We start from the raw sequence: 19,552 nt of genomic DNA on the forward strand, positions 1-19,552 counted from the left end.
ACTATAGAGTCCCAGCTTGGGTTCCAGATTAGGACAAAGGAGTGAAGCTTTAATCATGAACTGGAAAAAATGGGGCATCGCCTTGGCTATGTCCATCTTTATGATAACTGCTGCGGGATGTGCAGATAACAGCGCTCCCCGGGCAGGGTTTGGCGACGAAGAGAAGCTTAAGGTGGTTACTACTTACTCTATCTTGTATGACATCGTTATGAACGTGGGAGGAGATCATGTAGAAGTTATCAGCTTGGTTCCTTATGGGGCTAACCCTCACGAATACGACCCTCTGCCAGCGGATGTCAGAAATACCGCTGATGCGGATGCCGTTTTTTTCAATGGCCTTAATTTGGAGGCAGGAAACTCGTGGTTTGAAAAGCTTCTGGCGACCGCTGGCAAAACCGGCGATTCCGCCCCCGTCTTTCAAATCAGTGAAGGGGTAAAGGTCAAGTTTTTAACTGACAAAGGTAATGAAGGAGAAATGGACCCCCATGCCTGGCTCGATTTACGCAACGGAATGATCTATGCGGCTAATGTCAGAGATGCACTCTCAGCGATAGACCCGGATCATGCTGAAGATTACCAAAGCAACGCAGAGGCTTACCTGAAGGAGCTGGAACAGCTTCATGAGAATGCAGTGGCCGAAATCCGGAACATCCCCGAGGATCAGCGATACCTCGTTACCAGTGAAGGGGCCTTCAAATATTTTAGCGAGGCATACGGAATTGAATCCGGGTATATTTGGGAAATCAATGCTGAAAGTGAAGGAACACCTGAACAGGTACAGGCCATTGTTGATAACCTTAAGCAGAGGAATGTGAAGGGCTTGTTCGTAGAGACCAGCGTTGATCGGCGCAGCATGGAGATGGTTTCCAATGAGACCGGTATTCCTATAGTAGGAACTGTCTTCACGGACTCACTGGCTTCTCCAGGTGAAGTTGGCGACACTTATCTCTCCATGATGAAGCATAATATTGACACTATTGTTAAGGGGCTGCAGTAAAGTCCTGCTGCCAACCTTTCAAAAACGCAGATGGGTAGAACAACAATCATTCTACTCATCTGCGTTTTTTATACATTATTTACCGGGAAATATTTGGCGGCTAAAGCAGATCCTTCATCCTTGTCCATCAGGAAGTTTGGCCGGCATTATTGGAAAATCTGTTCGTCATTGCTGACTTATATATGAAATCGGTATATCGGGTAATTGCTTCATCGTAATGCGGATAAGGGTAACCAAGGTTTTGCGCCAAAGTTCTCGAGCAGCTTCTGAACAATTGATAACAAGTGAATAAAGACTCCCACACGGCTTCGCAGCTGTTAACCGCATAAGTCGACAGCAAGGTGTTCCAATCATTCTGGGGAAGATAGCGCTGCAAAAATTTGTAGTTTTTCCCTAAACTGAACGTATATCCATGAGTGAATCCGATTTGCCAAGCCATCATCCTTAACAGATTAGGCCGTGCGATTTCGTTTAAATGATCGATCGCAAACAAGATTTCTTGTCTGGCTAATCCTTTTACCACGTAAGTGGACACCATCCAAAACTCGTTACAGCAATCGTCGAATTCCCCAGCCGTCGGTTTCCGGATCCAGTACTGGCTGTCGGTAGCCACAACCTCATGGGGGATTAGCCTGTCTTTATCCAGCAGCACCTTGACCAAACCATCGTTGCGAGTAAAATAAAATTCTGTCTCTTCTATAGGAATGAGCGTCAGATCAACCTTGCTTCCATCCTCAAACAGCATAAGATAAGAAAACCAATTTCCTAATTCCGGCTCAAACAGCTCCATAGCCTCAGGTTTTTGCATCATTAGCCTTCGGCCGAAAGGTTCAAGCCAGGCATCGTCCTTCTTAAAAGAGGCCATATCCGTTACAAAGTAAGAAATGTCGTAATCCTGGAAGCTATCGGGAGGAATATTTGGGTTCGTGCGTGAACCTTCCAGAGTGACCAGCCGAATCCGCTCATCGCCCCTGGCGAAGCCTAGGAGCAAATCCATCATTTCTTGCTCACTTCTCACAATAATCCCCCTCCTCCGTTCAATCGGAATCCAAATGATCCGGTGAATAGCTCTCTATCAGCTGCAATTCCGGCATCCATTGCCGGATGTGGTCTGCAATTTCGTTATAGTATTGAGCCGCACCCGAAAGCTGCTGATCAGTCACTTGATCGAGCGGGATAATCCGGTAATCCCGCCAATTTCTTTTGTGAGTCCAGGTGGGCAAAAAAGACGGATTACTTAATTCTATCGTTATCTCGTCTCCCAGCATCCGTTTTTTTACATCAAGCTGAACAATTCCTGCTATCTCTCTGTACACGCCCTCTTGCCCGGAAATAAAATTGCCCAACGAATAAGCAACGAATGTCCGCCTTCCATCGTCCCGTTCAATCCATTCAAACGGCTGAAGCACGTGCGGATGATGACCGATGATCAGATCCGCTCCTGCAGCCGCTAACTGCTCGACCATTTCTCTCTGGCTTGGGCTCGGCATACGTTCATATTCATTTCCGAAGTGAAGCTGGACAACAACGACATCAGCGTGCTCACAGGCATTTTCAATATCCGCTGCCATTCGCTCCAAATCGATCAAATTGACCAAGTACTCCTTGCCTTCGGGCACGGGAATTCCATTCGTACCGTAGGTATACCCAAGCAAGGCAAATGAAATGCCGTTTCGTTCCACCACCCGCAGCTGGTCGCGGTCCTCCGCAGAGCGGTAAGCTCCCGTATAAATCATGCCGATGGCATCCCAATGTTCGATCGCGTTAAGCACCGCCTGTTTTCCTCTGTCCAAGGTATGGTTATTGGCCATAGTAACGGCATCAATCCCGATATCCTTCAAAGTAGTCCCTACCTCAAACGGACTATTGAACCTGGGATAATCGGACAACCCTAAGTCGACTCCTCCGATGATTGATTCCTGATTCGCCATGGCCAAATCTGCCCCAGACAAATAAGGTTCAACAAGCGCAAACATCGGGTAGAAATCATATCCTTCCTCTGTCTCAGCGTCATAATACAGCGAGCGATGAATAAGCACATCGCCGACTGCGGCGAATGTCGCCTCCGTCACTTGCTCCATGATCGGCTCAGGGGTAGGGGATGGAGCCGAACTTGCGGGGGTCGGGTCCCCTTGGATCGGCTGCCCGTTCCCGCTGCTAGCGGACGGGGCAACCTCTGAAGCCGAATGATCTATTCCGAAAGGCGAAGATAAACAGCCGCCTGAGAAAAGGAGACATCCAAGCAAACCTGCCATGAAAATATACTTTCTAACTTCCATCATGCCTCCTAGAAACGAGCCCGTCCAGCCACTCGTTAAACCAATATCCGTGGTACAAAACTGGCCGGCCTAGAATGGCACTCGCCGGCTTCGCTTTTATGCGAGCCTATTGCATCATAAGCTCGATTGCATTAACATGTGGCAGCAAGAGATAGGCAAACTCGAAAACCGTGTTGATCTATATCTGCAGCACTAGTCTCTAAAGTCTTTTCTGCGGGCCACCCCGTCCTCATAGGCTGCGTCGATGACTGCTTCTCTGACCTTTTCTGCGGCGCTCTGATTAAACACACTAGGAATGATATACAGCTCATTTAGCTCGGCGTCACTTACGACTGACGCAATCGCTCTCGCAGCCGCCAGTTTCATTCCTTCTGTTATTTTGGAAGAACGGCATTCCAGCACCCCCTTAAACAATCCAGGGAAGCATAACACATTGTTGATTTGATTCGGGTAGTCAGAACGTCCGGTAGCCATGACTCGAACATAGCCTTCAGCTTCCTCCGGTGCTATTTCCGGCGTCGGATTAGCCATGGCAAATACAATCGCGTCCTTGGCCATCTTCTTGACATCCTCCTGCTTAAGAACACCTGGTCCTGATACACCGATGAAGACATCCGCACCTTCAATGACGTCGCTCAGGCTCCCTTCCTCACGGTTAGGGTTGGTGTTGGCCGCATACCATTCCCATTCGGCATGAGGGTAGCTCTTGCCGGCCACAAGCGCGCCTTCCCGATCTACCCCTATGACATTGACGGCGCCGGCAGCCAGCAGAATTTTGCTGCAGGCCATTCCCGCGGCACCAATCCCGCAGAGCACTATTTTACACTCGGAAATGGACTTGCCCACAAGCTTTAACGCATTCAGCAGTCCGGCCAACAGCACTACTGCAGTGCCGTGCTGATCATCATGGAATACCGGAATATCGAGCTCTTCCGCGAGCCTTTGCTCGATTTCGAAACAGCGCGGCGCTGAAATATCCTCCAGATTAATGCCGCCAAATGCGGGTGCAATTGCCTTAACGGTACGAATAATTTCTTCCGTATCCTGTGTATCCAGACATACCGGAAAAGCATCAACGCCGGCAAGCTGTTTAAACAGCATCGCCTTCCCTTCCATAACCGGCATAGCAGCCAGCGGACCTATGTTGCCGAGTCCAAGCACAGCCGAGCCGTCAGAAACGACAGCTACGGTATTGCGCTTGATAGTCAAGTTATGAGCCCGTGAAGGCTTCTCGTGTATAGCCATCGATACCCGGGCGACCCCCGGTGTATAAACACGAGACAGATCATCGCGGTTTTTAATTGGTACTTTGGGGGTCACTTCAATCTTACCGCCGAGATGAAGCAAAAAAGTTGAGTCAGAAACGTTAATAACTTTAACACCGGATAGGCTCCCGACGGATTTGACCATAGCATCGGTCATGGAGGCATCCATTAATTGGACCGTGATATCGCGTGTAGTCGTTTCCTTCCCGGCCCGGGTCACGTCGACAGCGATAATATCTCCGCCGGCTTCCCCGATTGCCGTAGCAATTTGGCCGAATGTGGCCTGTCCTTTATCAATCTCTAGACGTAAAACGACACTTGTGCTGGCGCTTGCTCCTCTGCTCAAAGTTCTTCCCCCCCGTATTCTTTTTCACTTATCATCAGGCAATTAACTTTACGCTCCGGTTAGCAGGACATCCTGCTAACTAACGCCACTTTGTTCCTTTATAAAACAAAAACCGCCTGATTGCAAGGCGGAGTTGTTTAAATATGCATAAATATTCAGGTCGGTTGCCTTTCTCAAGCTTATTCAGGGTCATCCCACTTTCGCGAATAGGCAAGTTTGGTAACCCAGAAAGTAAGTCCTGAAATAACCGCAATACAGATAAAAGAAATAAATAAAGTGACTCCAATCATGCTCGCGCCATCTCCTTCATTCCAAGCCATACAGACAGACGCCTTTATTGTAGCACTTTCCGTCCCGCAAAAGCCCTGGAGATTGTAGCTGTCACCAAATGTTCAAACTTATTACCCTGATGAGTTACGCGCCAGAGAGAGTAACCCTCTGCATTAATCGCGAAATTATTTGATGACGAGAACCGGAATCTGAGAGTTTTGCACAACATGGTTGCTCACGCTGCCGAGCATAAAGCTGCGAAAGGCGCCAAACCCGCGACTTCCAATTATAATCAAGTCGCACTGATTCTCTTCGGCATGGTCAAGTATAGCAGCGGCAGGTGATCCCTGTCTTAAAACGACCCGGGAGCCCGGCAAGCCCTCCATTTGCGCTTCGGCCTTCGCCATCAGCTTCTCCGCATTGTCTTGAATCTCCTTTTGCAAAGGAACGGGAAAGGCGACCATCGCTTCGCCAACAACAAAATTTTGGAAATTAACGACATGAAGCACCTCAAGCTGTGCTTGGTTTTCCCGACAATAAGCTAATGCGGTGTTTAAAGCCTTAGTGGACAATTCCGAACCGTCAAATGCAACGAGAACTTTGCTAAATGCCATCTGGGATCACTCCATTCGTGATATCTGTTTACCTTATTTTAACCCTTACGAATCGCCGAAGAAACCAAAAAAAGCGATAATGTTGTGAACATGCTTTGAACTACACTTTTTATTACGGCAACTTTAATGGGCAATTATGGCAAGAAACTGTAGGAAAAAGGCTCCAGCGGAAACTGCTCGGCAAATAGCGTGGACAGACCGACCAGCCGGATATCCTTGCCTCCATCCTCTGACCACTGCTTTAACACTTCCGCAACCATTTTGCCGCCGCCGCCGACGTGACCGATAGCAATTGCATAATCGAACTGATCAGCCTGTTTGGACAGAAGGCGCATTTGCCGCTTCATATGCCGTTTGGTATGAACATCGTCTATAAACAGCTGATTGTCCAAGGAAGGAACTCCCAGCTCCTCAGCCAGCTGACCAACTACACTGCGGTAATTCGTATGGCTGTCCAGGTAAAATACACCGCGCTCCCGGCATACCTCAAGCACAATTCTCATCACCCGTTCATCAGCTGTAGCCTTTGATCCCATATGATTGTTGATCCCGATGGCGTGAGGAATATCATCCAGGGCTGCATGGACTCTTTTGCGAATCTCCTCATCGTCAAGGCCAACCATAATCGCTCCCTCGCCCAGCCAGCTGCTCCTTCCGGATAAAGGCTCCATCGGCAGATGGACAATAACATCATGACCGGCACGGTGAGCCGCTTCAGCGTCTTCCTTACTGGAAGGGAGGAAAGGCATCACGGCAACGGTGACCTTAAAAGGGAGGGCCAATATGTCCTCTGTACCTTTCATATTATTGCCCAAATCATCTATCACGACAGCTGCAGTTTTAGGCTGGGCAGGCTCTCTTTTCACGGCTGGTTTGGCCGCTTCGCTCGCGGGAGCTTGCAAACAAAATGAAAGAATAAAAACGATTATGAGTACGATTCCGCCGGCTTTATATTTCCGCTTGACTCTGTTGTCCATGTTCTATTCTCCTTTGTGCGCACTTACCCCAATTTCATCTTTTTTATCCAAATCTTTACCTAATCCTTCTATTCGGCTAATATGCCAAGAACCGTCATGAAGGCTCAAATAAAAGTCCAATTTGCGGTTAATTAATTTACCCCCTGACATTTGAATTCCTGTTTCCACTGTCAGCTTCATGTCCGTCTTATCCTTCTCCATATCCGGATCGGGCAGCTCTGGAAAGCTTCCCGTTCTGCGGATAGAGCGAATCAACTGCACTTCATCGACCATGTTGTTCCATTCGCCCTCATACTCATCTCCGAAGAAGTATCCCATAATTGGTATTTGCTGCAAATGTGCAGCAGCGATCCAGCTGTCCACCAACTCATAAGGGTTTAAGCTCCGCAGATAGGTCTTGACTTCTCCTGCGGCTTTATGAACCATAAGCTGATGGCCCGGATCTTTATGGTTGGACTTGTGGGTAATGCTGTTAAGAAAATGAATGCAAAAGTGGCCGTTAAACTTGTTTCCCGGAATTCCGTCCCCCCCATGAGGCATTCCATGCATCGAGGCGGCAAGCCAGCCCTTATCCGATTGAACCAGTATCGCCTTTCTTTTCCAGCTCCATTCTCCGTCATAAATCTCCTTCATAATAGCTGTATCCTTTGCCGTTAGCGGCTGCACGTCTGCATGATCGCTGCCTGCCCTTCTCTGCACCTCAAAAGATTTCCCCGTTTCCAGCTCCAGCACGGTAAATTTCTTGTTCACGGGCAAAAGCCGGTCGGCCTCATTCCAGCTGAGCAGGCTTCCGTAATGATTGTGGGCTAAGAGCTCCCCGTAGCCAGCCAGTTCCGCCTTCTGTTCTTCAGACAGCAAGACCTGCTTCCGGGTCCTTCGGTCATACACGTTTCCCGCTTCGTCCAGCTCCATAACAAATGTCCTCCCATTCCTTACCAGCTGAATGCTTCGGTCAGTCATAGGGATGGAATCCAGAGGCTGCCTTTCATTTTCTACAATCGCTTCTGCAAGCTCGGGCGAATGGATTTCCAGATGGGTCTGCAGCTCTGCCTCAGGTGAGCTTTGAATTAACAAAGTAATTTTATTCTGCTGCTCCTCCTGGCTAAGGGATAACGGCAGGCTTGGCTGAAAAACTCCCGAAATCCCCATTAGAGCCAGCAATGTACCTAATAATAAATGGCAACAAGATTGAAGAAGCCCCATTTCTGCTCTCCTTTCGCTATAAACTTCTCTTCCTCCATAATTTTTCCAAGTCCCCAATAAAGTGCTCATTTACATTTTGAACAACCCGTCATTATTTATTAGTCAAGTCCTTGGTAATATATACTTGGCTTAGGAGAGAGCATGTTTTTGCACCTGGCAAGCCATCCTAATCTAAGAAAAAAGAAAAACTAATGCTTGCGGAGGCGTCCTATTATGAACATTCATCTAAGCCGTCTGCTCTCAGCATGCGCTATTGGTGCCGCTCTGATTGTGCCATGGAACGATTCACCTTCCTCTGCCGCCCGAACGGGGACGATGAAACAGCCTGTTTCACAATACCAGGAAAGCAAGGATAGAAGTTACTACGAGGCCCGCGGGGAAATTATTTGGGAGGTACCTACGGAGCAAAAGGTGATCGCTTTGACCTTCGATGATGGCCCTAACCCGCAAACTACAGGTGAAATTCTAGATTTGCTTAACCAATACGGGGCGAAAGCCACTTTTTTTGTTGTCGGGTATCGTGCAGAGATGTATCCGGAAATCATCCTCCGCGAAGCCAAAGAGGGGCATGAGCTGGCCAATCATACTTACAGCCATCCTTATTTCAAGAAAACAACACCGCCCTCTGTCATAGAAGCCGAGATTAAGCGTACCGATGAAATATTGCGTAAAATTACCGGTGATCGACCCGCACTGTTTCGGCCGCCGGGGGGATTTTATAATGAGTCCCTCGTCTCAGAATCAAAAAAATCCGGATATTTAACAGTTCTATGGTCGTGGCACCAGGATACGAATGATTGGAAATCACCAGGGGTTAAAAGGATAGTCAATAAAGTGGTCAATAATGCGCAGAACGGAGATATTGTGCTTTTTCATGATCATGTCAATGGCTCCAGGCAAACGGTAGAAGCCTTGAAGGAAATTTTGCCTATTCTTCATGAGAGGGGCTTCCGTTTTGTCACCGTATCCGAGCTGTTGACTTTCCAACATTCCCGCTCCGTCCATAATGAGTAAATTGGGGCTTTTAAACCATTGCTCGGAACGGCTAACTAAGAAAATTATGGCCAAGTGCTCTCCTGGAGCTGTAAATAAAAACAATCACCGTCATCCTTTAGAGGAAAGCGGTGATTGTTTCAATTTTTGCAGTTGACATCCTTATTTGCTCGCCCTTCCCCGTCCTAACGCAAGAGCCAGCGCGGCAATGGCGATTATCAAAGCGGCAATCGACAAGTAGATGGACCAGTTCGATGCAGCAGGAGCAGCCTGCTTCTCACCCGAAGCGGACTCCGCATCACTTGGAACGATGACATGCCCATGGCTGTCGGTTCCCGCCCCCTCTGGCCGCGGCTGAACGAGCGTGACGGAAGCTGGCATATCCGACCCTTCACCGCCAGTCCATTCGGCTACAGATCCATCTGAGTAGGTCTGATAGGCCCGCCAGGTAATGGAGGTCGTCTCCTCGCCGACCCGCCCCTGCATACGGAATTCGGTGAACTCGGTTTTCGCCAATCCATCCCCTTCGGCCGTCCAGGAGACAGAGGTCACCTTGCCGTTTGCATCACTTTCCATTTCATGAATCCAGCCTGGCTTCGGTTCAACCCGGGAAATTTCCACTCCATCTTCAATCCGAACCTCTACCTTTGTCGTGAACCCTTCTTGCTCAGATGGGACACGCACAGTAAACACCTCGTAACTACCCTGCGTCGATTGAGCCGGATTCACCGTTACATGAGCATAGGCGGTAGAAGCGAGCATCAATGCGGCTAGAAGCATACCTGTCAGTATTGTCCAACGTTTCAACATAACCCCTCATTTCGTTCCTCTTGTTTTAGAGACAAGCCCCACTAAACAGAGTAACGTATATCATTCCATTGGACTATGACCCTTTCGGGCTATCTTCTGCTAACAAGATCCGATGACTGACCGCATAAGCGGCCAATTGCACCCGGTTTCCGAGCTCAAGCTTGTCCAGCACATTTTTTACGTGATTTTTAACCGTATTTTCGGAGATAATGAGTTTATCCGCAATTTGGCGGTTGGTTAGGCCTTCGGCGATACAAGCCAAGATTTCTTTTTCACGTCCGGTCAACAAATCGGGCTGCGGGCTGACTGATTCCTGCATCGGCTGAAAATGGTATAAAAGCCTGGCAGCCATTTTTTTTCCCATATCCGCATCTTCATTCAGCAGAGCATGCAAATAATCGATCCAATCGGCAGGATTCATATTTTTCAGCAGATAGCCCTGAGCTCCGAATTGAATAGCGGTAAACAAATCCGCAGGCGCATCCGAAACGCTCAAAATGACAACCTTAATATGCGGATTGTCCGCCTTAATTCTTCGAGTGGCCTCAAGCCCTCCCATAACCGGCATTTGAATATCCATTAACACCACATTGGGCTTCAGCCTGCTGCATTGCTCTACAGCTTCCTGACCATTGGAAGCCTGCCCGATGATCTCGAATGCGGGGTCATCCTCCAGCAGCACACGAACCGCTTCACGCGCCAAAGGATGATCATCAACAATTAATACGCGGTATGCAGTCATTGAAGTGCTCCCTCCTTTCGGCAGGCCACAATAATTTCTGTACCGCCTTTTTGCCGCTTATTCCATTGAAAATGAGCGCCCAACTGCTGGGCTCTCTGCTTCATCATCGTAAGCCCATAATGGTCAGCTTGCCCCTCATGCCCGATCGGGCCGATGCCATCATCCATAATCTTCAGCACCCAGCCTTCTTTTTGCGCAAGCAAATGCAAGCTCGCATTATTGGCTTGAGCATGCTTGCGAATATTCGTAAAGCCTTCTTGAATAATACCGAACAGCAGCACTTCCTCGGCAGAAGTAAAACGATGCCCGTCTAAGGATATGCGGGTGTCCAATTCTACTCCTGAAATCATGCTCCATTCTTCCAGCCATTTAAGCAGCCTTTCCTCCAGATCCGCGCCTTCCTCGGGCAATGAGCGCAAATTAAAAATAGCTTGTCTGAGGTCGTGATTGATATCCGAAATCATCGATTTCGCATCCTCGGTTTGTCCCTTGTTCAACTTAACCTGCAAAAAAAATAAAGTTTGTGCAATATTGTCATGAAGCTCAGCAGCAAGCCGCTCCCGTTCCTCATATACAGCACGTTTCGCCTGCTCCTTGGCCAGCCGGTTATTCGTACTTTCGATTCGCCCGAACATCCAGGTTGCAAACAGATAAAAGGAGATAAGAGTCAAAATCGTAATGTAGGCATTGCCTGCCTCCATACTCAGACTTTCCAACAAAAATTCATGCCGGACGTACTCGAAGCCACCTATGATAAAAGTGGGCAACAAAATTGTAAACCATTTGAATAATGTATACTTCACCTCTCGCTAACCCCTTCTTGCCTAGGCATAATCTCTGCGAATTTATGCTGCTTCCCTACTACTATTATAGAAAAACAACCATTTAAAGCAAATGGGCCGGGTTTTTATGCCTAGCTTTAGCGGCGTATCACTGTTAAAAAAGCCTGCTTCCGCTTTTGGGAGCCAGGCTGCAGACTGATAGTCTGATAAGTGGCGACAATCGCCGGAGATGCATAGTCATTCTGGAGAAACCAGTGCTCCGTCTTTCTATTAAAGTTAACATCGACTGGAAAAGACATGACTTTGTTCTATGAAAATAAAATGCCTGCATGATAGCAATCTCGGGTAATCATACCTCACTCCACATAACTTGCTACGAAAACAGGCATGCCTGCTCCGGTTCTGGCACAACTCGTCTGAAACACTGGCTGCATCACCTTAATAGCTTAAAGACCTGCATTTGAACGATTTGTCATACAAATCTCCGGTAATCACACCTAAATCGCATGAATTTGTACGATTTCTCATACAAATCGCTGGTCGTTGGCCTTAAACCCCCTGCATTTGTACGACGGTTCATACAACCCTCCGGTATTCGCACTTCAACCCCATGCATTTGTACGACATTTCGTATAAAGCGCAGGCAACAAGGACTCGAGACCCTGCCAAAACTTGGCTATTTTCATGTTGGAGTTGGCCTCCTCCACCATGGCTCCACATTGGTCCTCCACAATGACTCCACCATGGCTCCACAATAAGCTTCCACCATGGCTCCCATTGGACCTCCACTATGGCTCCACAATGAGCTTCAGAGTGGGCTTCTCGAGGGGCAAAATACTAGCCCCCAGCGAGCAGTGTTTGGCTCACATGGGGGCTGATGGGACTGATGGGCTCTAAAGCTTAAACTGTAAATTTGGATAACGTTTCCTTCAATGAGTTTGACAAACGCTCCAGCTTCTCCGACAGCTGCACTAAACCGTCGCTGACACTAAGCTGCTCCGTGCTAAGAGAAGCGACCTCTTCAGAGGTTGCGGAGGATTGCTGCGAAACCGCGCTGACATTGGACATCGCTTCATGAAGTGTCATTTGCGATTCTTCCAAGGTTTGAATGGAATCCGTAACGGCTGTCAGCTGTTCAACGAACCCTCCCATATGCTCCTGGACCTTTTTGAAGATAACGTCTGCTTCTTTTACCGACATGATCTGTTCCTGGAAGAGCGGGTATGCCTCAGACAAAACCGACACGGTCTCCTCAATTTCCTGTTGAATTGTCTCTGTTATTTGACCAACCACTTCGATCGATTGCTTCGATTGGTCAGCGAGCTTACGAATCTCATCGGCCACGACCATAAATCCTTTGCCCGCCGCACCCGCACGCGCAGCCTCAATAGTTGCATTCAATGACAGAATATTCGTTTGCTTCGTCAAGTTTTGCAGCACATCCAAGATTTTACGGATTGAGCCTGTGCTTTCTTTCAGCTTATCCACCTTTTCAACCATAGACCGGGTCTTTTCTTCCGTTGCATTCGTCTTTTCGATTAATTGACCCATATAGGCCGTGCCCTGGGAGCTGGCTTGATGTACATCAGCCGCAGCAGAGCCCATCTCGACATTCGCCGTTACGACCTGTTTCATCTGCAAGCCGATTCCTTGTGTCAATTCATTCCCTTTCTCTGCTTCAATAGCCAAGCTGGAAGCTCCATTAGCTATTTCCTCTGTAGCTATCGCAATTTCCTTGGCCGAAGTCGCCGTTTGCTTAGAAGAATGAAGCAGCACGCCAGCCGTCTCCAGCACCTCAGCAGCCGATTGGTTAGTTTGCTGGACAAGCCGCGTAATTTGTTCCATCATCCGGTTAAAGCTGATAGACACTTGCCCGATTTCGTCCCGGCTTTTGAAGTTCATACGAACTGTCAGGTCGCCCTTTTCCCCTTGCCCCATCAAATTCCTAAGCTGCATTAACGGTCTGCCGATCGTTTTCAGAAAGTAAAATCCGATCAAAAGGGCAATAACAACAGCCACTGAAATAATAATGATCATAACCATGGAAATGGTGCTGGTTTCCGCAATCAAGTCCTGCATAGGGGATAACATCATAATCGGCCATCCCGTCATACTCATCCGCTTGTAAACTACTAAATTGTCTACGCCGTTAACATCCATGATGGTGGAGGAAGCATTTCTAAAAGCTTCTGTATCGTCAAGAATGTTAATTTCATATTCCTGCCCGTAATCCGTGGACTCTCGGGAGAAAACCAGCCTGTTGTTTTGATCCACCATAACGATCTGGGAGCCTTCACGTCCTTCACCAAGCATCCCCAGGTTATTAATCAGAAGTGAAGGCCGTACCTCCATCAGGAGCACATAGTGGCTGTCCAGCAACCGGGCGACTCCAAATACCGGCTCGTCTGAGACATAGCCCTCTACCCTGGTTGGCAGCCAAACCGGAGAACCCCCGCTGGCAATTGCAGTTTCATACCATTCCGCTTCTTTATAGGAGCTATCCACTGTAGTACTGTATCCGCTATAGACCAAATCCCGGTCACCTGTCGGCAATAGATACAGACCCTGCAAATTCTGATTGGCATTGGTAAATGTATTTAGTCTGCCTTGTATTCGGTTCAACAGCTCGTAACGGTTGTAGCCTTCAAAGCTGGAGTTCAACTGGGCCAAGTTCCGCAGAAACTCGGTATCCGCGTAAAACTGGGTAGTGATATCCTGTAAGTTTTGAAAAACCACATCCATTTTTTCCGTAGCCTGATGAATAGTCTGTTCATCAGCCTGGGCTACTTTGCTCTCAACCACACTTTTGGAAACCTGATAGGAGATCGTTCCTAATGCAATAACTGGTATTAAAATACTGAAAAAGAAAATAAGCAACAATTTTAGTCCTACTGCCCCCAATGGGTTTCGCAGGACAAAGGTTTTCCCGTCTTTCTTAGAAACCCCGCCAGTCTTTTCGGATTTGGAAAATAAATTTTTAGGTCTCCACTTTGAAAACTTCAACGAAAGCCACCATCCTATATAAGTCTTAATGACTATATATTCGACATTTCAGCTCGTGAAGTTTAGTACTTTTTTCAATATTTTGGAGAAACCCGGCATGCGGGCTTCATCTATTAGGAAAAGCTTGCGAAGCCTTGTTAAATCAAATAAAAAAACACCATTCCGCTCACCCGGATCAATATCTGGGGCAACGGTCAGGTGTTTTTTGTCCGGTATGGATACTATAGAGGGCCGGCTTTCGTGAGTCTTCCAGCCTATCCGGGCATGTGCCCTTAGGATCATTTTTTCAATCTCATCATGTCAAATGGTTGAACAGGCTGTTCAACTTCGAGCCAGATTTTTTGCAAGGGGTGACGGGCTGCGCTTAATTCTTCACCCTGCTCATCCAATAGGCGCCCCACCTTTTGCTTAAAGGCCGTTCCCTTTGGCCCAATAAACTCTATCTCTTGTCCGGGTTTAAAATGATTTCTCTGTTCCACCAGCGCTTTCCGGGCCTTTTCGTCGTATCCTATCACTAGACCGGCAAAATCATAAGGCACCGCTTTATCCTCCGGTCCATAGATGTGTTCGGCTTTCCCGGGAGTGGAAAAGAAAAATCCTGTATTCAACGGCCGATTCGCCGCCTTTTGAATTTCTTCCAGCCATTCTGGCTGCAATTCATAGCCTTCAGGATCCGCCAGATATGCGTCAATAGCCTGGCGATAAACATTAACGACAGTAGCGACATAGTGGATGCTTTTCATTCGGCCTTCGATTTTGAAGCTCTCTACTCCAGATTCAATAAGCTCAGGGATATGCTCGATCATGCATAAATCTTTAGAGCCCATCGTAAAAGGATCATCCCCCGTCTGGAACAAGGGGAGTTCTTCCTCTCCCGCAAACAGGTCGTATTTCCAGCGGCAGGATTGGCAGCAGCCTCCACGATTGGAATCACGGTCGGTAAAGTGATTGGATAGCACGCAGCGCCCTGAGTATGAACTGCACATCGCCCCATGAATGAACGCTTCAATTTCGATATCCACTTTATTTTTTATTTCCAATATTTCACGCATACTGGCTTCCCTAGCGAGGACTACCCGATGAATCCCTTCTTCTTTCCAGAACTGAACCGCCTGCCAGTTCATTGTGGATTGCTGGGTGCTTAAATGAATTTCCAGCTGAGGCGCCGCGCGTTTGCAGGCTTCGATAATGACCGGGTCAGCAACAATGATAGCCGCAATGCCGACCTCCTGCAAAGAATGGAGATAATCCTCCAATCCCCCGATGTCTTCATTATGGGCGTATATATTAGTCGCTACAAACACCTTGGCGCCATATCGGTTTGCAAATTCTACCCCTTCACGCATCTGCTCCAAAGTGAAGTTGTCTGCATTAGAGCGCAGCCCGTAGCGTTGTCCTCCAATATATACAGCGTCAGCTCCGTAATGCACCGCAAATTTCAACTTTTCCAAGTTGCCTGCGGGTGCGAGCAATTCCGGACGCTTTAACGCTTTCTTCCCTGTTAATTTGCTGCTTTCGGCAGCAACGCTCATTGAGATCACCTCTTTTGGATTCCGTTCGTTCGTCAAGTCTGACTGTTTAACTACACTACATAAAGGTTGCCGCTGCGGTCACTCCGGACATTCAGTAAACTTGTTCTTTAAACATAAAGCCGAATGACAATTCGCGATCTTTCGGCTGAATCTCCTGCAAGGCTTCCAGCCATTCCTCACGGCATTCATAGTCTGACGGGTTGTCGCTGTAAGCATCGATAGCCATCCGGTAAATGCGAAGCACCGCTTCGACATACTCGCGTGATTTCATAAAGCTCTCTACTTTGAAGCTGTCAATTCCAATATCGATCAGCTCATGCGCAATTTCCAGCAGGCATAAATCGTCCGAGCTCATGATATGCGTTCCGTTGACATCCTCGTAGACCGGATACTTTTCTTCCTGTCTTTCGGCTTCAATCAGTATCATTTGCTTGTCTACGCCATACTTGCCTTCCGACTCGCCTTCCTTGTCGGCTCCTAAATGCCCCTGATAGGCGCTGACCATCCGCCGTTTAGAATGAAAAATATTCGTCATTCCGTGCACCTGAAGCTCAACTTCCATGGCTGTATTCGCTTTGATTTCGTGAATCTCCTGCTCGTTAAGCTCTCTCGCCAGAACGAAACGAACAGCACCTTTGGAGGCCCAATAATTGGCTGTTGCGTAATTAGTCGCCGTCATCTCCGGATTCCAGTGCAGAGGGAGTTGAACTCCTGCCTGCTTCATGGAAATCAAAACAGCAGGGTCGCCGAAGACCAAAGCGTCCGCTCCGCTATCCTGCACGGACCGCAAATAGTCAGGGAGTTCATCCAGAACCTCGTTGGACATAATATTGTTTGCGACTATATACAATTTGCCACCAAGATCATGAGCCAGCTGCACGGCTTCCTTGAGCTGTCCCCGTGTGATGTCTCCCGGGAGCCTCATGCCATAGCGGGCTTCCCCTATTTGAACGGCCGTTGCGCCCGCTTTAATATAGGCGCGAATTTCCTCCAAAGAGCCCGCTGTTACGAGCAGCTCCGGCTTTTTTATTGCCATTGCTTCTTCCCCCATCCATCAGCTTGATTTCTAAATTCCAACCTTTACCGCAATCAAAACGGCTAATTGGCATTGCCTTGGCTGAGCTGGATATTTTTTAAATGCTCCTCATATGTCTCCGCAAACAGATGTGTTTGGGAGCCATCCTTTTTTGTCACGTAAAATAAGTATTTAGATTCCTCCGGATATAACACAGCTTCAATTGAAGATAGACTTGGCACGGCGATCGGTCCCGGAGGAAGGCCGGCATTCTGATACGTATTATAAGGGCTGTCCACAAGTAAATCAGCATGAAACAAACGTTCCTTAGGCTCCTCCAACGAATATTGCACACTCGCGTCAAGCTGCAAAGGCATTTCAATATCGAGCCGGTTAAAGATGACCCCTGCTACCAGCGGCCGTTCCTCAACTACCGTAACTTCTCTTTCAATCAAAGAAGCGATGGTCACCAATTGGTGAAAATCCAGATTCTTATCTGCCATTTTCTGCTCCCAATCGGGCGGAAGCTGGGCAAGCTTGCGGTCCCACTCGTTAATCATTCTGCGGAATATATCCTCCGGATTGCTATCCAGCTTCATTTCATACGTTTCGGGAAACAGATAACCTTCGAGACGGTATTTCATCTCGGGAAGATCCGGAAGGTCATCTAACCAGCGTGACTCGAACAGCTCCGGCTTGTTGGCCAGGTCGAGAAAAGCATTCTCGTCGAATCCCAGTTCTTCGCTGAGTCTTTGGGCTATCTGCTCAATCGTCAAACCCTCCGCTATCGTAAAACGGAGCGTTTCTTCTGCAATCGTATCCCCGCTGTTCAGCTTGTTTATAATTTCGTCATAGGTCATCCCGGGAAACATTTCATACTGTCCGGCCATAAAACGGTTCCCTTGTTCATTCAGGCGCAAATAGCCGATAAACATCCAGCTGTTGCGAATTATTCCGTTATCCTCTAGCTGCTCAGCAATACGCATGGAGCCGGAACCGGGAGCAATTTCAATTTGTACCGCCTCTTCTGATGCAGGCATCGGCTGAAACAGGTAATAGCCATAGCCTGCAGCGGCTGCCACCAATATTAGTAATAAGACAATAAGAGCAAGAAATATTTTGAGTCCTCTTCGCTTAGGCCGGGGGACGGACCCGCGATCCTCTATCCATTCCTTAGACATAGGCGTAACCTCCTTTGCTTTCTATCTCTACCAGCTGCTCATTACGCTTATGCACTGATCCTTGTGCAATAACAAGGAAAAAGAGCGACTGGGCGCCGCTCTTATCCTAGCATATTGTGCAGGATTGATCCACTGCATGAACCGTCCTGTGCTAGTCCTCCGAATTCCAGGTTATCTCATCGTAAACCTCGGAAACGTTCTCCCACTCTTCCTCATCTTCAATCGATTCTAGCTGCGGCTCCCCTTGCTCATTCCTAACTACTCGAAAGATCGCAAGCTCTTCCTCGTGTTCGTTGTGCTGGGGCGCTAGCACCGCGTATCCCTGTGTCCCTAGTGCAAACTCAGCCAGCAAGGTGTAAGTGGCTTCGCGGTTTCCGTCAATGAGATCAATCTCTTCGCCGAAAGCTTGCTTAAGAACGTCAATCGGACGTGCGTCTTTGCCTTGATAATAATGCACTTATTGACCCTCTTCCTCAGGATGCTCGAGCAGCTCGGCCATTAGTGTATTGAAGGTTTCTTCAACGATATTCCATTCATCCTCATCATCAATGGTGTATAGCTTGAGATCGTCTTCTTCTTCCTCGTAACGAAACGCATAGACTTCATCCGACTCTTCGTCCTCGGTTTCCACGGGAACGACCATCATATACTTTTTGTCCGAGCCGTCCACCTCGAACTTCATGATAACTTCAAATTCTTCTTCGTTACCTTCTTCGTCTGGAATGTAGATAATTTCCGGTTCGTCCAAGTTCAATTCATCGTTCGCCATAGTAAAAACCTCACCTTCTTTTTTTAGAGTCCATATAACCTTGTAAAATAAGCATCGCAGCCATCTTGTCGATAACCTGCTTCCGCTTCTTCCGGCTGACATCCGCTTCGAGCAGAGTGCGTTCCGCGGCTATGCTGGTCAGCCTTTCATCCCAAAGGTGAACGGGCAGCTTAAATGTATTTTGCAATTGTTCGGCAAATTCCATACTAAGCTCCCCGCGGGGACCAATTGTTCCGTTCATGTTCTTGGGAAGACCCACGACGATTTCTTCCACTTGATGTTCCCGGATTAACTCGCCAAGCCGCTTCATATCGGCCTTCCTGTTCGTCCGGCGGATCGTTTCCACGCCTTGCGCCGTCCAGCCGAGTTCATCACTGATCGCTACACCAATCGTTTTATCTCCATAATCCAGTCCCATCAGTCTCATAAACAGTGTATTCCCCTATTCTCGCATTATTCGGCGGGGAAAGAAAGGCTTTGGTCTGGAATATAGCGGCTATCCTTATCGTTTATTCTTATCTTTAAGATAAGAACGGACCAATTCCTCTATCAGCTCATCCCGTTCCCGCTTGCGAATCAAACTGCGTGCATTGTTATGTCTGGGAATATACGCCGGATCGCCCGAGAGCAAATAGCCGACAATCTGGTTAATGGGATTGTAGCCCTTCTCCTGCAAAGCATCATAAACCGTAGTCAGTACCTCTTCAGCCGATGCTTCTTCGCCGTCTCCCCTGACATCAAATTTCATCGTTTTGTCCATGGAACTCAATGAAC

Annotated in this window: 20 protein-coding genes; 2 read left to right on the forward strand and 18 right to left on the reverse strand. The window is 48.0% G+C overall.

The genetic code is table 11. The annotated features are described in order from the left end of the window. Positions 1-55 precede the first annotated feature (55 nt). Complete coding sequence (locus PSHG_RS05620) at positions 56-997, forward strand: metal ABC transporter substrate-binding protein (RefSeq protein ID WP_010270623.1); 942 nt, start codon at positions 56-58, stop codon at positions 995-997. A 127-nt stretch (positions 998-1,124) separates the two neighbouring features. On the opposite strand, the gene ant(6) is transcribed toward PSHG_RS05620, so the two are convergent. The 7 genes from ant(6) to PSHG_RS26670 form a co-directional block, all read right to left on the reverse strand. Beyond that, a complete protein-coding gene (gene ant(6), locus PSHG_RS05625) occupies positions 1,125-2,015 on the reverse strand; it encodes an aminoglycoside 6-adenylyltransferase (RefSeq protein ID WP_010270625.1) in 891 nt (296 codons plus the stop codon). Positions 2,016-2,034: 19 nt separating this feature from the next. Further along, positions 2,035-3,279: a CapA family protein gene (locus tag PSHG_RS05630; RefSeq protein ID WP_010270627.1), complete on the reverse strand. Its 1,245-nt coding sequence runs from the start codon at positions 3,277-3,279 to the stop codon at positions 2,035-2,037. 189 nt (positions 3,280-3,468) lie between these two features. Beyond that, the gene (locus PSHG_RS05635; protein ID WP_010270628.1) at positions 3,469-4,887 is read right to left on the reverse strand and encodes an NAD-dependent malic enzyme; all 1,419 of its coding nucleotides are present in this window, start codon (positions 4,885-4,887) and stop codon (positions 3,469-3,471) included. 179 nt (positions 4,888-5,066) lie between these two features. Further along, entirely contained in the window at positions 5,067-5,207 is a 141-nt protein-coding gene (locus PSHG_RS30395) for a hypothetical protein (RefSeq protein WP_157213427.1), read from the reverse strand. A gap of 135 nt (positions 5,208-5,342) precedes the next feature. Then, positions 5,343-5,771, reverse strand: coding sequence for a universal stress protein (locus tag PSHG_RS05645; RefSeq protein WP_010270630.1), 429 nt, complete (start codon positions 5,769-5,771; stop codon positions 5,343-5,345). Positions 5,772-5,905: 134 nt separating this feature from the next. Continuing rightward, positions 5,906-6,748 carry a divergent polysaccharide deacetylase family protein gene (locus PSHG_RS05650; RefSeq protein WP_010270632.1) on the reverse strand — a complete coding sequence of 281 codons (843 nt, stop codon included), beginning with the start codon at positions 6,746-6,748 and terminating at the stop codon, positions 5,906-5,908. 3 nt (positions 6,749-6,751) lie between these two features. Continuing rightward, the gene (locus tag PSHG_RS26670) at positions 6,752-7,951 is read right to left on the reverse strand and encodes a hypothetical protein (protein WP_010270633.1); all 1,200 of its coding nucleotides are present in this window, start codon (positions 7,949-7,951) and stop codon (positions 6,752-6,754) included. Between the two features lie 315 nt (positions 7,952-8,266). Between PSHG_RS26670 and PSHG_RS05660 the strand changes: the two genes are divergently transcribed. After that, the gene (locus PSHG_RS05660) at positions 8,267-8,965 is read left to right on the forward strand and encodes a polysaccharide deacetylase family protein (protein ID WP_042121461.1); all 699 of its coding nucleotides are present in this window, start codon (positions 8,267-8,269) and stop codon (positions 8,963-8,965) included. Positions 8,966-9,106: 141 nt separating this feature from the next. Here the strand turns inward: PSHG_RS05660 and PSHG_RS05665 are convergent, their stop codons facing one another. From PSHG_RS05665 to PSHG_RS05725, 11 genes are all read right to left on the reverse strand, one after another. Further along, positions 9,107-9,754: a YcnI family copper-binding membrane protein gene (locus PSHG_RS05665; RefSeq protein ID WP_010270636.1), complete on the reverse strand. Its 648-nt coding sequence runs from the start codon at positions 9,752-9,754 to the stop codon at positions 9,107-9,109. A 73-nt stretch (positions 9,755-9,827) separates the two neighbouring features. After that, complete coding sequence (locus PSHG_RS05670; RefSeq protein WP_010270637.1) at positions 9,828-10,496, reverse strand: response regulator; 669 nt, start codon at positions 10,494-10,496, stop codon at positions 9,828-9,830. Next, the gene (locus PSHG_RS05675; protein ID WP_010270638.1) at positions 10,493-11,299 is read right to left on the reverse strand and encodes a sensor histidine kinase; all 807 of its coding nucleotides are present in this window, start codon (positions 11,297-11,299) and stop codon (positions 10,493-10,495) included. Before PSHG_RS05675 ends, PSHG_RS05670 begins: the two co-directional genes overlap by 4 nt. Positions 11,300-12,178: 879 nt before the next feature. Then, positions 12,179-14,281 (reverse strand): methyl-accepting chemotaxis protein, encoded by a 2,103-nt coding sequence (locus PSHG_RS05685; RefSeq protein ID WP_010270640.1) that lies wholly within the window; start codon positions 14,279-14,281, stop codon positions 12,179-12,181. Positions 14,282-14,559: 278 nt separating this feature from the next. Then, the gene (locus PSHG_RS05695) at positions 14,560-15,813 is read right to left on the reverse strand and encodes a peptidase U32 family protein (protein WP_010270647.1); all 1,254 of its coding nucleotides are present in this window, start codon (positions 15,811-15,813) and stop codon (positions 14,560-14,562) included. Positions 15,814-15,904: 91 nt separating this feature from the next. After that, positions 15,905-16,849, reverse strand: coding sequence for a peptidase U32 family protein (locus PSHG_RS05700; protein WP_010270649.1), 945 nt, complete (start codon positions 16,847-16,849; stop codon positions 15,905-15,907). Positions 16,850-16,911: 62 nt separating this feature from the next. Further along, positions 16,912-18,009: an endolytic transglycosylase MltG gene (mltG, locus tag PSHG_RS05705; protein WP_010270651.1), complete on the reverse strand. Its 1,098-nt coding sequence runs from the start codon at positions 18,007-18,009 to the stop codon at positions 16,912-16,914. Between the two features lie 151 nt (positions 18,010-18,160). Further along, positions 18,161-18,466: a DUF1292 domain-containing protein gene (locus PSHG_RS05710; protein ID WP_010270655.1), complete on the reverse strand. Its 306-nt coding sequence runs from the start codon at positions 18,464-18,466 to the stop codon at positions 18,161-18,163. After that, entirely contained in the window at positions 18,467-18,778 is a 312-nt protein-coding gene (locus PSHG_RS05715) for a DUF1292 domain-containing protein (protein ID WP_010270657.1), read from the reverse strand. 10 nt (positions 18,779-18,788) lie between these two features. Further along, the gene (gene ruvX / locus PSHG_RS05720) at positions 18,789-19,205 is read right to left on the reverse strand and encodes a Holliday junction resolvase RuvX (protein ID WP_010270660.1); all 417 of its coding nucleotides are present in this window, start codon (positions 19,203-19,205) and stop codon (positions 18,789-18,791) included. 75 nt (positions 19,206-19,280) lie between these two features. Beyond that, positions 19,281-19,547 (reverse strand): IreB family regulatory phosphoprotein, encoded by a 267-nt coding sequence (locus tag PSHG_RS05725; RefSeq protein WP_010270663.1) that lies wholly within the window; start codon positions 19,545-19,547, stop codon positions 19,281-19,283. Positions 19,548-19,552: the final 5 nt, after the last annotated feature.

It is taken from the genome of Paenibacillus senegalensis JC66 (assembly GCF_000285515.1).
Lineage (GTDB): Bacteria > Bacillota > Bacilli > Paenibacillales > NBRC-103111 > Paenibacillus_L > Paenibacillus_L senegalensis.

Bases quoted from the DNA above. Each gene is read 5' to 3' on its own strand.
- PSHG_RS05620 (WP_010270623.1), top strand. From the start codon at position 56: ATGAACTGGAAAAAATGGGGCATCGCCTTGGCTATGTCCATCTTTATG.
- PSHG_RS05630 (WP_010270627.1), bottom strand. From the start codon at position 3,279: ATGATGGAAGTTAGAAAGTATATTTTCATGGCAGGTTTGCTTGGATGT.
- PSHG_RS30395 (WP_157213427.1), bottom strand. From the start codon at position 5,207: ATGGCTTGGAATGAAGGAGATGGCGCGAGCATGATTGGAGTCACTTTA.
- PSHG_RS05645 (WP_010270630.1), bottom strand. From the start codon at position 5,771: ATGGCATTTAGCAAAGTTCTCGTTGCATTTGACGGTTCGGAATTGTCC.
- PSHG_RS05650 (WP_010270632.1), bottom strand. From the start codon at position 6,748: ATGGACAACAGAGTCAAGCGGAAATATAAAGCCGGCGGAATCGTACTC.
- PSHG_RS26670 (WP_010270633.1), bottom strand. From the start codon at position 7,951: ATGGGGCTTCTTCAATCTTGTTGCCATTTATTATTAGGTACATTGCTG.
- PSHG_RS05660 (WP_042121461.1), top strand. From the start codon at position 8,267: ATGAAACAGCCTGTTTCACAATACCAGGAAAGCAAGGATAGAAGTTAC.
- PSHG_RS05665 (WP_010270636.1), bottom strand. From the start codon at position 9,754: ATGTTGAAACGTTGGACAATACTGACAGGTATGCTTCTAGCCGCATTG.
- PSHG_RS05670 (WP_010270637.1), bottom strand. From the start codon at position 10,496: ATGACTGCATACCGCGTATTAATTGTTGATGATCATCCTTTGGCGCGT.
- PSHG_RS05695 (WP_010270647.1), bottom strand. From the start codon at position 15,813: ATGAGCGTTGCTGCCGAAAGCAGCAAATTAACAGGGAAGAAAGCGTTA.
- PSHG_RS05700 (WP_010270649.1), bottom strand. From the start codon at position 16,849: ATGGCAATAAAAAAGCCGGAGCTGCTCGTAACAGCGGGCTCTTTGGAG.
- mltG (WP_010270651.1), bottom strand. From the start codon at position 18,009: ATGTCTAAGGAATGGATAGAGGATCGCGGGTCCGTCCCCCGGCCTAAG.
- PSHG_RS05715 (WP_010270657.1), bottom strand. From the start codon at position 18,778: ATGGCGAACGATGAATTGAACTTGGACGAACCGGAAATTATCTACATT.
- ruvX (WP_010270660.1), bottom strand. From the start codon at position 19,205: ATGAGACTGATGGGACTGGATTATGGAGATAAAACGATTGGTGTAGCG.